The sequence below is a fragment of the Kribbella sp. NPDC051936 genome (genome assembly GCF_040680955.1).
Taxonomy (GTDB): domain Bacteria; phylum Actinomycetota; class Actinomycetes; order Propionibacteriales; family Kribbellaceae; genus Kribbella.
The window spans coordinates 51,571-63,781 of sequence record NZ_JBFAXS010000001.1 but is presented as its reverse complement, the minus strand read 5'-3'; the positions used below and the strand labels follow the sequence as shown (position 1 = coordinate 63,781).

The 12,211-nt window shown below is 69.0% G+C and carries 12 protein-coding genes; 11 read left to right on the top strand and 1 reads right to left on the bottom strand.

Annotation, left to right across the window (positions count from 1 at the left end; genetic code table 11):
• Positions 1-37 precede the first annotated feature (37 nt).
• From AB0L64_RS00290 to AB0L64_RS00240, 11 genes are all read left to right on the top strand, one after another.
• Complete coding sequence (locus AB0L64_RS00290; RefSeq protein WP_363706153.1) at positions 38-1,408, top strand: serine hydrolase domain-containing protein; 1,371 nt, start codon at positions 38-40, stop codon at positions 1,406-1,408.
• Entirely contained in the window at positions 1,405-1,923 is a 519-nt protein-coding gene (locus AB0L64_RS00285; protein WP_363706151.1) for a flavin reductase family protein, read from the top strand. Before AB0L64_RS00290 ends, AB0L64_RS00285 begins: the two co-directional genes overlap by 4 nt.
• 42 nt (positions 1,924-1,965) lie before the next feature.
• Positions 1,966-2,529 carry a WHG domain-containing protein gene (locus tag AB0L64_RS00280; RefSeq protein ID WP_363706149.1) on the top strand — a complete coding sequence of 188 codons (564 nt, stop codon included), beginning with the start codon at positions 1,966-1,968 and terminating at the stop codon, positions 2,527-2,529.
• Positions 2,526-3,080 carry a hypothetical protein gene (locus AB0L64_RS00275; protein WP_363706147.1) on the top strand — a complete coding sequence of 185 codons (555 nt, stop codon included), beginning with the start codon at positions 2,526-2,528 and terminating at the stop codon, positions 3,078-3,080. Before AB0L64_RS00280 ends, AB0L64_RS00275 begins: the two co-directional genes overlap by 4 nt.
• Positions 3,081-3,095: 15 nt before the next feature.
• Positions 3,096-4,127 carry a zinc-dependent alcohol dehydrogenase family protein gene (locus tag AB0L64_RS00270; protein WP_359935755.1) on the top strand — a complete coding sequence of 344 codons (1,032 nt, stop codon included), beginning with the start codon at positions 3,096-3,098 and terminating at the stop codon, positions 4,125-4,127.
• 202 nt (positions 4,128-4,329) lie between these two features.
• On the top strand, positions 4,330-5,610 hold the full coding sequence (locus AB0L64_RS00265) for an ABC transporter substrate-binding protein (RefSeq protein ID WP_363706144.1): 1,281 nt from the start codon (positions 4,330-4,332) through the stop codon (positions 5,608-5,610).
• A 43-nt stretch (positions 5,611-5,653) separates the two neighbouring features.
• Positions 5,654-6,556: a sugar ABC transporter permease gene (locus tag AB0L64_RS00260; RefSeq protein WP_363706142.1), complete on the top strand. Its 903-nt coding sequence runs from the start codon at positions 5,654-5,656 to the stop codon at positions 6,554-6,556.
• Positions 6,553-7,446: a carbohydrate ABC transporter permease gene (locus AB0L64_RS00255; protein WP_363706140.1), complete on the top strand. Its 894-nt coding sequence runs from the start codon at positions 6,553-6,555 to the stop codon at positions 7,444-7,446. Before AB0L64_RS00260 ends, AB0L64_RS00255 begins: the two co-directional genes overlap by 4 nt.
• A 143-nt stretch (positions 7,447-7,589) precedes the next feature.
• Positions 7,590-9,224, top strand: a complete 1,635-nt coding sequence (locus AB0L64_RS00250) for a hypothetical protein (protein ID WP_363706138.1) — start codon at positions 7,590-7,592, stop codon at positions 9,222-9,224.
• Between the two features lie 42 nt (positions 9,225-9,266).
• Positions 9,267-11,048 carry an NHL domain-containing thioredoxin family protein gene (locus AB0L64_RS00245; protein ID WP_363706136.1) on the top strand — a complete coding sequence of 594 codons (1,782 nt, stop codon included), beginning with the start codon at positions 9,267-9,269 and terminating at the stop codon, positions 11,046-11,048.
• 61 nt (positions 11,049-11,109) lie between these two features.
• Positions 11,110-11,358 (top strand): DUF6458 family protein, encoded by a 249-nt coding sequence (locus AB0L64_RS00240; RefSeq protein ID WP_363706134.1) that lies wholly within the window; start codon positions 11,110-11,112, stop codon positions 11,356-11,358.
• 37 nt (positions 11,359-11,395) lie between these two features.
• Here AB0L64_RS00240 and AB0L64_RS00235 read toward each other — a convergent pair whose 3' ends face one another.
• Positions 11,396-12,166 (bottom strand): DUF4097 family beta strand repeat-containing protein, encoded by a 771-nt coding sequence (locus AB0L64_RS00235; RefSeq protein WP_363706132.1) that lies wholly within the window; start codon positions 12,164-12,166, stop codon positions 11,396-11,398.
• Positions 12,167-12,211: the final 45 nt, after the last annotated feature.

The window sequence follows — 12,211 nt, the reverse complement described above, 5'->3', positions numbered from 1 at the left end:
TCCGATCTCCATCCGCCGATCCGTCCAGGAGACCGCCGTGACCCAGAGCTTGACCGAGGTACTCGCCTACTACGACAGCTGGCTGGCGTTCAACCAGCACTACCAGCGGGTCCCCGGGGTCCAGGTCGCGGTGTACGCCGGAGACGCCGTCGCGTTCTCCGGCGCGTACGGTCTCGCCGACGTGGAGAACGACGTACCGCTGACCGAGCACCACCTGTTCCGGATCGCGTCGCACTCCAAGACGTTCACCGGGACGGCCGTGCTGCAACTGGTCGAGCAAGGCCGGCTGCGGCTGGACGACAAGGCGGAGCAGCACGTGACCGAGATCGTCGGTACGCCGCTCGGCCAGCGGACGGTCCGGGAACTGCTCGCGCACGCGGGCGGTGTCACGCGCGACGGCCTGGACGCAGACTGGTGGCAGCTGTCCCGGAGCTTCCCGGACCGCGACCAGTTGCTCGACGTACTGCGGCAGGCGTCGTCGGCCGTGATCCCGGAGAACGACCGCTTCAAGTACTCCAACATCGGCTACGGCCTGCTCGGGCTGGTGATCGAGGCCGCGAGCGGTACGTCGTACAACTCGTATGTCCAGACCGCGATCGTCGACAAGCTCGGGCTGGCGGGCCTCGGCCCGGAGCTGGACCCGTCCCGGCTGGCCGAGTACGCCGCCGGGTACAGCGCGCTGTCGTACGCCGACAAGCGCGTCCCGATCGAGCACGTCGACACCCGGGCGCTGGCCTCGGCGACCGGGTTCTTCGGCAACGCGCGGGACCTGGTGACCTATTTCTCCGCGCACCTGCCCGGCGACGACCGGCTGCTGTCGGACAAGTCGAAGCGTGAGATGCAGCACCCGTTGTGGACGACGGGATCCGACGAGAAGGCGCGGTACGGCCTCGGTCTGTCGGTGACGAAGGTCGGCGAGCGGCAGGTGTTCGGTCACGGCGGCGGGTACCCGGGCCACATCACCAGGACTCTCGTCGACCCCGAGCAGCGGATCGTGGTGTCGGTGCTGACGAACGCGATCGACGGGCCCGCGGCGCAGCTGGCGGAGGGCCTCTTCCGGCTTCTCGACCTCGCCGACTCCAAGGACCGCGGCGACGCTGCCGACCTGCAGCGCTTCACCGGCCGCTTCGCGAACCTGTGGGGCGTCACCGACTTCGTGCTGATCGGCGGCAGGCTCTACGCGACCGACCCGTCCGAGGCGAACCCGGCCGACGACCCGCAGCCGCTCGAGGCCGACGGCGACGCGCTCCGCGTCACCGGCGGCAACGGCTACGGCTCGTACGGCGAGTCCTACCGCTTCGAGTTCGACGACAACGGCACGGTCCGAACCGTCCACGGATCCAGCGGCCTCAGCCTGCACCCGATCGACCGGTTCGGCCTGGGAGAACGCGTTACCGTGGCTCCGTGACGATCCACGGTGACCACCCGTTCCTGCCGCCCGAGTCGGAGCGGAGTCCGGTACGGCGGTTGCGGGGGCGGCTGGCGTCGCCGGTCGGCCTGTGGACGACGGCGTACGACGGGAAGCGCGCCGGGCTCACCGTGTCGTCGATGCTGGTCGCGGACGGCGAGCCCGGGTACGTGATCGGGCTGCTCGACCCGGACTCCGACCTGTGGGAAACGTTGCGCGAGGCAAGGACCGCGGTGGTGTCGCTGCTCGGCGAACCGCACCGCCAGCTGGCCGACGCCTTCGGGTTCGTGGCCCCCGCGCCGGGCGGGCCGTTCCGGCTGGCCGACTGGACGGACACCGCCTGGGGGCCCGCGCCGGTCGGCGTCACCACCTGGGCCGGCTGCACGCTGGTGCACCAGGACCCGCCCGAGGTGGGCTGGGGTCTGCAGGTGCAGCTCGAGATCGCCCACGTGGAGTTCGCCGCGGACGACGTACCCGCCCTGGTCCACCGCCGCGGACGGTACGTGACGATCTGACCCTGTTGACGACGGCTGGCTAATGGCATTAGCCTATGGGCTATGGTCATAAAAGGGTCGTTGACGCCTGCTGCCGTGGTCGAGGTGGCGCTGGGCGTCGTCGACGAGCACGGGCCGGAGGGCCTCACGCTCGCCGCCGTCGCGCAGGGCTGCGGGGTCGCCACACCGTCGCTGTACAAGCACGTGGCGAGCCTCGGTGAGCTGAAGACGCTCGTCGGAGTGCGGGTGCTGGAGGACATGACCGACCAGTTCACGGCCGCTGTCCTGGGCAGGGGCGGTGACGAGGCGGTCACCGCACTGATGCACGCCTATCGCGCCTACGTCGCCGCGCATCCGAAGCGGTACGCCGCGATGCCGATGGACCCGCTGCACGATCCGGTGCAGGAGGCTGCGGGCACGAAGCTGGTCGGCGTCATGTACGCCACGCTGCGCGGCTACGGGCTCGAGGGCCCGGCCGCGGTCCATGCGACCCGGCGGCTGCGGGTGCTCGTCCACGGCTTTGCGTCCGTCGAGTCGGCAGGCGGCTTCGGCCTGCCCGAGGAACTCGACGAGACCTACGACCAAATCGTCCGGATGTATCTCGCCAGTCTGAGGAACGAATCATGAGGATCCCACTGTCCGTTGCAGGCGTTCTGTTCCTGCTCTACCCCGCCCTTCGCCCATGGGAGGACGAGACGACCACGTCCGGCGCCGCGGCCGCGATGGGCTCCACCGCCTGGGTCGTCGCGCACCTGTGCGCGATGCTCGGGTTCATCCTGGTCGCGGTCGCGTTGCTGCAGCTCGACCGCACGGCGGCGATCGTGTTCTGGATCGGCGCCGGTCTGACGCTGCCGTACTACGGGGCGGAGGACTTCGGCCTGCACGCGATGGCCAACCAGCCGAACATCCTCGACCTGGCCGAGTCCGTGCGCTACAACCCCGTCGCCATGACGATGTTCGGCGCCGGACTGCTGACCATGGCGGCGGGCGCGATCGTGGTCGCGGTGCGTCTGAAGACGGTGCCGGCGATCCTGTTCGCGGCCGGGTTCGGGCTGTTCCTGCCGCAGTTCTTCGGACCGCCCGCGCTGCGGATCGGTCACGGCGTACTGCTCGCGGCTGCCTGCGTCTGGCTGGCCTGGAGTGCCAAGCGGGTCGAGAAGGTCCCCGTTCCGGCCTGATCTACTGTGGGCTCCATGCGAGCCACGGTGATTCACGGAGCATTCGACGTACGGCTGGAAGATCGCCCGGATCCGAAGATCGACGGGCCGGGCGATGCCGTCGTCAAGGTTGTTGCCTCGTGCATCTGCGGGTCCGACCTGTGGCCGTACCGCGGGGAGAACCCGGTCAAGGAGCCGCGGCCGATCGGGCACGAGTTCGTCGGCATCGTCGAGGAGATCGGGTCCGAGGTCCGCACGGTCAAGCCGGGCGACTTCGTGGTGGCGCCGTTCGTGGTCAGCGACGGCACCTGTCCGCACTGCCTGGCCGGCTACCAGACCGCCTGCCAGAACCTGGTCGGTTACGGCAGCGCCAAGGCCGACGGCGGCCAGGGCGAGTACGTGAAGCTCCCGTACGCCGACGGCACGCTGGTCGCGACGCCCGAGGTGCCCGACGACTCGCTGGTTCCGTCGCTGCTGACGCTGTCCGACGTGATGGGCACCGGATGGCACGCGGCCCGGTCGGCGCGGGTGAAGGCTGGTGACACGGTCGTGGTCGTGGGCGACGGCGCGGTCGGGCTCTGCGGGGTCCTCGCGGCCTCGCGGATGGGCGCGGAGCGGGTCGTTGCCCTGTCGCGGCATGAGCCGCGCCAGAAGTTGGCGAAGGAATTCGGTGCCACGGACATCATTTCCGAGCGCGGCGACGCGGCCCGGGACGCCGTCCTCGAGCTGACGAAGGGCGTCGGCGCCGACGCCGTCCTGGAATGTGTCGGCACGAAGCAGTCGATGACGACCGCCTTCGACGTCGCGCGAGCCGGGGCCACGGTCGGTTTCGTCGGCGTACCGCACGGCGTCGAGGTGCCGATCGGGACGATGTTCAGTCGCAACGTCGGCCTGAACGGCGGCGCCGCGCCGTGCCGGGCGTACCTGCCGGACCTGATGGCCGACGTACTCGCCGGTGAGATCGACCCCGGGAAGGTGTTCGACTCCCAGATCCCGCTGAGCGACGTCGTCGACGGGTACGCCGCGATGCACGAGCGGCGCGCGATCAAGGTGCTGCTCCGGCCCTGACCTTTTGCGCACCGCGGCTGCGCGCAGTACCCACTCGGGCCAGCGATGTGCGCGCTCTCACACTGTCAAGGTGCACGGGGTCACGGCTGCGCAACGCGCCTGCGCGGAACGTTGACACCCGGGCTGCCGCGTGACCACAGTTGGGCCGTCAAGGGGGCATCGTTGTCACAGGCGGCTCCATCAACTGATCGGAGAGTGAATCATGCGTGGTGGTCTGAGCAAGACCCTGGCGCTGGTGGGCGCGGCGGGTCTTCTCGCGGTGAGCGCCTGCGGGAACAGCGACAACAGCAGCGGTGACAGCAACTCGTCGGCGAACAAGGACGTCACCGTCTTCACCTGGTGGGCCGACGGTGGTGAGAAGGCCGGTCTGGACGGCCTGGTCTCGGTGTTCAACACCGAGTGCAAGGACTACAAGTTCGTGAACTCGGCGGTGGCCGGTGGCGCCGGTGCGAACGCGAAGCAGGTGCTGGCGAACGATCTGCAGGCAGGCAAGCCGCCGTCGACGTTCCAGGCGCACGCCGGTGCGGAGCTGAAGGACTACATCAACGCCGGACAGGTCGACGACGTCAGCCAGTTGTACAAGGACTTCGGGCTCGACAAGGCGTTCCCGCAGAACCTGCTCGACAACCTGACCGTGGACGGCAAGATCTACTCGATCCCGGCGAACATCCACCGGGCGAACGTGGTCTGGGCCAACCCGACGGTGCTGAAGAAGGCGAACATCGACGCCACCAAGGCCCCGGCCTCCGTGGACGCGTGGATCGCCGACCTGAACAAGCTGAAGGCCGCCGGCGTGAAGGCGCCGCTGGGCCTCTCGAAGGGTTTCGCCCAGGAGATGCTGGTCGAGGCCGTGCTGCTCGCCGAGCTCGGCCCGGACAAGTTCAAGGGCCTGTGGGACGGCAAGACCGACTGGGCCGGTGGCGACGTGACCGCGGCGCTGAACAAGTACAAGACGCTGCTCACCTTCAGCAACAGCGACCGCGAGGCGATCGACTGGGCGGACGCGCTGGGCTACGTGAACAAGGGTCAGGCCGGCTACACGCTGATGGGTGACTGGGTCGCCGCGCAGCAGCTCGCCGACAAGGTCCCGGACACGGCGTACACCTACTGGCCGGCACCGGGCACCGCCGGCAACTTCCAGTTCCTCGCCGACTCCTTCACCCTGCCGACCAACGGGCAGAACCCGGACGGCGCGAAGTGCTGGCTGAAGGTCACCGGCTCGGCCGACGGCCAGAAGGCGTTCAACACCAAGAAGGGCTCGATCCCGGCCCGCTCGGACGCCAACCCGGCCGACTACCCGAAGTACCAGCAGAGCGCGATGGCCGACTGGAAGCAGGACAAGATCGTGCCGTCCTGCGCCCACGGTGCGGCCTGCACGGCGGGACAGAACAACGACATCCTGTCCGCGCTCAGCCAGTTCAGCGGCAGCCCGGACGTCGCCAAGCTGCAGACGGCGCTCGGCAACGCGATGAAGACGAGCTGATGCGGAACGAGTTGCGGACCGGTTCCCGGGCGGTGAGCTGAGCATGCACGGAAGAATTCGCACCTGGGGTCCTGGAGCCCTGGTGCTACTGCCGACGGTGCTGCTGCTCGGGTACTTCGTGTACGGGCTGATCGCGTGGACGTTCAACACCTCGCTGACCGATCGGCACACCGCGCGTAGAGGGGGCTCGGTCGACTACGTCGGGTTCGAGAACTACACGAACCTGTTTCACGAGGACCGGTTCCTCAACTCGCTGAAGAACCTCGGCGTGCTCACGGTGCTGTTCATCGTGGGCACGCTGGTCTTCGGTCTGATCTGGGCGCTGCTGCTGGAGAAGGGTGTCAGCGGCGAGGGAGTGTTCCGGTCGGTCTTCCTGTTCCCGATGGCGATCTCGATGATCGCCTCGGGTGTCGTCTGGGGCTGGTTGCTGAACCCGTCCCAGGGTGACGACGCCCGCGGCCTGAACCGGTTGTTCGAGATCCTCCAGCTGCATTTCCTGGAGAACGCCTGGTGGACCGCCGGGAGCAGATGGACGACGATGGCCGCCATCGCCCTGCCGGCGGTCTGGCAGCTGTCCGGGTACATCATGGCGCTGTTCCTGGCCGGGTTCCGGGGGATCCCGCCGGAGTTGCGCGAGGCGGCACGGGTCGACGGCGCCTCGGAGTTCAAGCTCTACCGGCACGTGCTGTTCCCGCAGTTGTCGCCGATCGCCCTGTCGGCGCTGATCATCCTCGGGCACATGTCGCTGAAGCTGTTCGACCTGATCTACGCGATCACCGGGCCGAACCAGTTCCGTACCGAGGTGCCTTCGATCCTGATGTGGAACACCTTGCTGCGCGGCGACCAGGCCAAGGCGGCCGCGATCGCGATCGTGATGCTCGCGGTCGTCGCTGTCCTCGTCATCCCGTACGTCGCGTACACCGTCCGGCAGGAGAGCAACGAATGACCGCCGTCGATGCCGCTACCGGCACCACCGCGACCGCGATCCGCCACAAGCCCCGGGCCGGCGCCGACGGGACGACCCGGCTGAGCCGGACGATCAAGTACGTCATCCTGCTGCTGTTCCTGCTTTTCGTGCTGATCCCGGTGTACGTCGTGGTGGTCGGCAGCTTCAAGACGTCCGCCGACACCACGGCCGCCGCGCAGTGGAACCTGCCGGAGATCTGGACGCTGGAGCCGTGGCGCAAGTCCTGGGACGTGTTGCAGCCGTACATGGTCCGGTCGCTGTCCTTGGCGATCCCGGCCGCGATCATCTCGTCGATGATCGGGTCCGTGAACGGGTTCGTGCTGGCCCGCTGGCGGTTCCCGGGCGCGAACATCGTGTTCGCGTTCATCCTGTTCGGGATGTTCATCCCCTACCAGGCGGTGATGCTGCCGCTGCGGACGACGTTCACCGAGCTGGACGTCACCCGGGGCATCCCGACGCTGATCATCGCGCACTGCATCTACGGCATCCCGATCTGCACGCTGATCTTCCGGAACTACTACGCCACCGTCGTGCCGAACGAGATCATCGAGTCGGCCCGGGTGGACGGCGCCGGGCTGCTCCAGACCTACGCCCGGATCATCCTGCCGATCTCGATCTCCGGGTTCGTGGTGACGCTGATTTGGCAGTTCACCTCGGTCTGGAACGACTTCCTGTTCGCGCTGTTCCTCACCACGCAGCAGAACGGCCCGGTGACCCTGGGCCTGGCCGCACTGGCCGGTGGCCAGAAGGTCGACTACGCCGCCTCGATGGCGGGGGCGTTGATCACTTCGTTCCCGACGCTGCTCGTCTACATCGTGCTCGGCCGCTGGTTCATCGGCGGCCTGATGGCCGGTGCCCTGAAGGGCTGACGCCGCGGTCGCCCGCTGAACCTGGAGGGTTGCCCACCGGGAATCTCGGTGAGCAACCCTCCGTTCGTGTGGGGCAGCCAGTTATCCACAGGGCGCGCGGACGGGACTGCGGGGGAGTGGGACCGGGCGGTAATCTCACGGAGGTGACCAAGTCTCCGAGCGGACGGGACGGACGACGCAGCCATCTGCGGCTCGTCGGCGCCGAGCCCGGCGAGCCGCACGTGCCCCCGGCGGGTGTCGACGTCGACACCACGCCGAGCGTCGCCGTGCTGGAGACGCTGCTGGAAACGCTGACCCTCGACCTCGCCGCGGCGCCGAGCGCGCTGCACCCGGTGATCGCCGAGGCGTCGGTGGCGCGTTCGGCGGCGATGCTGGCCGATCAGCTGTGGCCGGCCGGGCGCCCGGACGAGATCGGTGAGGTGGAGCGGTTCTTCTGGGCCGACGCGGCCCGGGTGCTCGGCGAGCGCCGTGACCTCGAGTCGTTCGTCCTGCTCACCAGCCTCGCGCGGACGGTCGGCCCGGCCGGGCGGCTGCCGCTGCAACGAGCCCACGTCTCCCGGCTGCGGACCCAGGACGAAGTGCCCGAGTGGGTGACCCGGATCGCCGGTTTCCGGCTGACCAGCGCGATCGTGTCCGAGGACATCACCGGTGACGGGCTGAGCGTCGTGCTCGACTACGACGACGAGCAGCATCCGCACACCGTGGTGGTGTTCATCGACAACAATCTCGGCGCGATCATCAAGGACGTCTTCGTCGGCCCGCCGGTCGACCGCGTCCTGGAGGCGTACGAGCGCGGCGGCCGGGTGACGATCCGGACCGTCCGGGCGCCGATCGCGGCCGGCATCATCCTGCAGGCGCTCGGCGAGACCCGCGACTTCGACGACCCGCCGGTCAGTGAGGACTTCGAGTTCTTCACCGGCCTGCTGGTGAACCGGTTGACGCAGATCCCGGAGCGCCCGGTCCGGCCGCCGGTGCGCCCGCTGCTGACGCCGCGGCAGCGTGACCAGCTGGTCGAGGACTTCCTCGACTCGCGGTTCGCCGTGGAGCTGCCGGACGACGCCGGGGACATCACCCGGCTGTGGATCGACCACGCGGTCGACAGCACCGTCGGCGGCCCGCTGCGGGTCAGCGCCGTCCTGGTCGAGCTGTTCCTCGCGCACTGGCTGCCGCGCAAGGTGCTTGCTGACAGCACCTACTTCGACGCGGTGCCGGTGGTGGTGAAGGCCTGGCTCGAGTTCGCCGGCGACCGGACCCACCTGCCCCTCGACGCGGTCGACGAGGCGGTCGACGCCGTCGACGTCTGGCAGCCCGCCCTGGAGGCCGCCGCGATGATCGACCCGGTCGGCTCGAAGCCGGGCGAGCGGGTCTTCCTCGACGACGCCACCAACGACCTGGAAGACGCTTACCGAGCGCTGGCCGGCCTGGGCTCCCCGCCCCAGCCCGACCTCCGCGGCCTGGACAACCACCAGGCCGCGACCCTCTCGGTCCTGGCGCCGCACGCCTGGCTCATGGCCGGCGAAACCCTCGGTACGTCGTATGCGCCGGACGCCTTTGACATCGCCGAGCGCCTGGTCCGCGACGCCCCCGACCTGCTGGCCAAGGCCCGCCTCTCCACCTGGCCCCGCGCCATCGTCTGGCTCCTCGCCCACCGCCACCGCCTGGTCGGCCCCGGCGAGACCCTGACCCCCTACACCCTCGCCACCGACCTGTCGTCCTCCCCGGCAACCCTCCGAAAGACCGCCAAACTCCTCACCGACACCCTGATCCTGCCGCGCTGACCCGCTCGTCGGGTTGGTTGAGCCGCGACGGACAATGGGGACATGCATGTGCGTGCGCCGGAGCTGCGGGGTCGTGGATGGTTGAACACGGGTGGGCGGGAGTTGTCGCTCGCGGACTTCCGGGGGCGGTTTTTGCTGCTCGACTTCTGGACGTTCTGCTGCATCAACTGCCTGCACGTCCTCGACGAGTTGCGGCCGTTGGAGGAGAAGTACGGGGACGCGCTGGTCATCGTGGGCGTGCATTCGCCGAAGTTTGCGCACGAGGGTGAGGAGGCGGCGGTCCGGGCTGCCGTCGAGCGGTACGAGGTCGGCCATCCGGTGCTGGACGACCCGGAGCTGATCACCTGGCAGAACTACACCGCGCGGGCCTGGCCGACCCTGGTGCTGGTGGATCCGAACGGGTACATCGTCGCGCAGTACTCCGGTGAAGGGCACGCGCACGCCCTGGACGCGCTGCTGGCCGAGCTGGTCGTCGAGCACGAGCAGGCCGGCACGCTCACCCGCGGCCAGTCGCCGTACGTCGCGCCGACGCCCGAGCCGACCGAGCTCCGCTTCCCGGCGAAGGTCGTTGCGCTGGACAACGGATTCCTGGTGGCGGACGCCGGGAACCACAGCATTGTCGAGCTCGCCGCCGACGCCACCACCGTCGTACGGCGGATCGGAACGGGGCACCGCGGCTTCGCGGACGGCGCGGTCGGCGAGGCGAGCTTCTCCGAGCCGAACGGGCTCGTGGTGCTCCCGCCGGACGTGGCCGGTGAGGTCGGGTACGACGTGGTGGTCGCGGACACCGTCAACCACGCGCTGCGCGGGGTGTCGCTCGCCGACGATCAGGTGCGCACGCTGGTCGGCACCGGTCAGCAGTGGATGGACGGCGACGGGACCGACGTACTGAGCTCGCCGTGGGACGTCGCCTGGTGGGGCGGCAAGGTGTGGATCGCGATGGCCGGCGTGCACCAGCTGTGGACGTTCGATCCGTTCACCGGGGTGACCGCGGTCGCGGCGGGTACGACGAACGAAGGGCTGAAGGACGGTCCGCTCGAGGAGGCGTGGTTCGCGCAGACGAGCGGGCTCGCGGCGGACGGCGAACGGTTGTGGCTGGCCGACTCCGAGATCTCCGCGCTGCGCTGGATCGACACCGAGGTCCACACCGCGGTCGGCACCGGTCTGTTCGACTTCGGGCTGCGCGACGGCAAGGCGAGCGAGGCCCTGCTGCAGCATCCGCTCGGCGTGACCGTGCTGCCGGACGGGTCGGTGGCGATCGCGGACACGTACAACGGCGCCGTACGTCGCTATGACCCGCGGACCGAGACCGTCGAGACCATGGCGACAGGCCTCGCCGAGCCGAGCGGTTCTGTTGTCGTGGGCAACGAACTGCTGGTCGCCGAGTCGGCGGCGCATCGCCTGACCCGGGTGCCGCTGGGCGCTTCGGCCACTGCGGACGAGTTCAGCACGCGGACGCAGCGCCCGCCGATGGATGTGGCCGCCGGAGAGGTCACACTCGAGGTCGTCTTCAACCCACCGCCCGGCCAGAAGCTCGACGACCGCTACGGCCCGTCGACGCGGCTGCTGGTGTCCTCCACTCCGGACAACCTGCTGCGCGAAGGAGCCGGCGACACCACCGACCTCGTACGGCGCCTCGTCATCGACCCGCACGCCGGGACCGGGGTCCTCCACGTGGCTGTCCAGGCGGCTTCGTGCGACGACTCCGCCGCGGTGGAGTTCCCCGCCTGCCACATGCACCGGCAGGACTGGGGCGTGCCGATCCGCGTCACTCCCGACGGCCCGACCAGAATCGAACTGGTTCTTTCCGGCGCGAGCGCGTGAGACTGCGTTTGGTAGCGGGTACCGTCGAAGGAGTAAGGGCTACTCGCTGGGAGGCTCTCTGATGAGCATCGGTGTGGGGATCTTCTTGATGGTGGTCGGCGCCGTGTTCGCGTTCGCCGTCCGCGACACCTGGGACGCCGTGAACCTGCAGGTCGTCGGCTACATCCTGCTGCTCGCCGGCCTGGCAGGCATCCTGCTGTCCTTCTACATCACCAACCGCCGCCGCCGCGTAGAAACCAACGCCATCGACCCCGCGGTAGAAGAGGAATACCGCGTCGTCGAGGAACACCACCGCGACATCACGGAGTAACTACCTTCGCCGAAGCGCCTAGCAGGCGTGGGCTTGCTCAGCCGGCGCGGAGTTCGATGTCGCCTGAGGTGGTGGTGGCGGTGAGGGTGTGGGAGGCGGTGGAGTTGTTGCCCAGGTTGTTCTCGACGTCGCCGTGCTTGGATTCGGCGGTGACGTTGTAGTCGCCGTTGGGAGCGCTGATCTCGATGTCGCCGCTGGTGCCCTTGGCGTGCACGTCGGCGGATTCGGTGAGGGCCAGTTCGATGTCGCCGGACGTGGTTTCGACGTTCACCGCGCCGCCCTTCAGGCCGGACGCCTCGATGTCGCCGGAGTTGGCCTTGACGTCGAGTTTGCCGGTCAGGTCGTGGACCGAGACGTCGCCGGACGTCACGTCGAGGGTGACGTCGCCCTGGACGTCGCTCAGCTCGACCTTGCCGGAGCGGGATTTCGCGTCGACCCCGGCCACGCCGGCGATCTGGATGTCGCCGCTGCCGTTCTCGCCGGTGACCTTGGTGCCGCGCGGCACGGTCACCTCGAAGTCGGCGGTGCACTGCCAGCCGCAGTCGCCGTCGAGCTTCAGGACGCCGTCCTTCACGGAGTACGCGTCGCCGTGCTTGAAGAACCAGAACTTGCGCTGCTCCTGCACCGACGTCGTGTCGTCGTCGGAGACCTTGATCGTGACGTCGGCGCTGCCGGCGGCGAGCTGGACGGTGGAGATCTTGTCGTCGATCCGGTGCGTGTCGTCGGAGTCCCGGTCCCCGAACTGCCAGAACGCCAGCCCGGCCGCCGCTACCAGCAGGATCACTCCGAGCTGTTTGTTCTCCGCCATCGTCCGCCTCTTCTCGAGCCCACCCACGTTGTCGCAACGACAGTA